The sequence below is a fragment of the Streptomyces sp. NPDC057424 genome, assembly GCF_042803315.1.
Classification (GTDB): domain Bacteria; phylum Actinomycetota; class Actinomycetes; order Streptomycetales; family Streptomycetaceae; genus Streptomyces.
The window spans coordinates 1-1,450 of record NZ_JBHVCP010000133.1; the positions used below are offsets into that span (position 1 = coordinate 1).

Genomic DNA, 1,450 nt, shown 5'->3' on the forward strand with positions numbered 1-1,450 from the left:
CTAGTAGTGCTTGGTCAGGTCGGTGTGCGGGTGGGTATGTCGCGGTTGCAGGTGGGGCAGGCGCCGGTCCAGGTTGCGAGGAGTGTCTGCAGTTCGCGGACGACTTGGTAGAGACTCAGGCCGACGCCGTGTCTTTTGGGGCACGGGCCAGTCTCTGCAGGGTGCAGAAGGCATGCGCGACGGAGACGAGGGTGACGTGGTGGTGCCAGCCGCCCCAGGTCCGGCCCTCGAAGTGAGCCAGGCCCAGGGCCTGCTTCATTTCCCGGTAGTCGTGCTCGATCCGCCAGCGGAGCTTGGCGAGGCGGACCAGGGTGGTCAGCGGGGTGTCCTCGGGCAGATCGGACAGCCAGAACTGCACCGGCTCCGGTTCGGTGGCGGGCCATTCGGCCAGCAGCCAGCACGCGGGCAGCTCCGGACCGTCGGTGGCCTGCCGGATCTCGCGTCCGGCGGGCCGGATCCGTAAGGCCACGAAACGGGAGTACATCCGTTTCAAGCCGGAGCGGCCGGTGCCCGGCCTGGAGCCCTCTCGCCACTGCACCGGCCGTGCGGCCTTCCGGCCAGCCGCGATGACCAGCTCTTTCACCGACCGGGCAGGGTCGGGGTACTTCGGCACCGGCGGACGTCCGTTGCCCGAGTACGGCTCGCACTCCGGGACCGCGTCGGCGGGCTGCGCCGACAAGGTGGTGGAGATCCCCACCACGTAGTTCAGGCCGCGGGCCTGCAGTCCGTGCCGGAAGGCCGCGGCGTCGCCGTATCCGGCGTCCGCGATGGCCAGCGGCACATCGATCCCCCAGGAGCGGGTCTCATCGAGCATGTCCAGGGCCAGCTGCCACTTCTCCACGTGCCCGATGTCGTCAGGGATGCCGCAGGCCGTGCGACGGGCGACCTTGCCGGGATCGGCCTTCGGTGAGGCCGCATCCCAGGTCGCCGGCAGGAACAGCCGCCAGTTGACCGCCGTCGAGGCGTGGCCGGACGCGAGGTGGAGTGAGACGCCCACCTGGCAGTTGGTGACCTTGCCGGCGGTGCCGCTGTACTGCCGCGACACGCACGCCGAGGCGGTCCCGTCCTTCAGGAAGCCGGTGTCGTCGAAGACCACGGCTTTCGGCCGGATCACCGCCTCCATCCGCCAGGCCAGCTGGGCCCGGATATGCGCCGGGTCCCAGGGACTGGTGGTGATGAAATTGGCCAGAGCCTGACGGTTGCCGTCAGCCCCGAGCCGGGCGGCCATCGGCTCGATGGACTTGCGCCGCCCGTCAGTCAGCAGTCCCCGCAGGTAGACCTGCCCCCACCGGCGCTGATCCTTGCGCGCGAACGGCTCGAACACCTCCGCCGCGAACGCCTCCAACTCACCACGCACCAAGCTGACCTCGTCCGGAGTCACACACTCCTAACGCCACACCGAGCCAAGAAGACACGCACCACCACAACCGACCTGACCAAGCACTACTAG

1 protein-coding gene is annotated in these 1,450 nt (G+C 69.2%); it reads right to left on the reverse strand.

Features of this window, described 5'->3' with window-relative positions:
• Nucleotides 1-115: 115 nt before the first annotated feature.
• Nucleotides 116-1,381 (reverse strand): IS701 family transposase, encoded by a 1,266-nt coding sequence (locus ACFU3E_RS38420; RefSeq protein ID WP_384169468.1) that lies wholly within the window; start codon nucleotides 1,379-1,381, stop codon nucleotides 116-118.
• Nucleotides 1,382-1,450 lie beyond the last annotated feature (69 nt).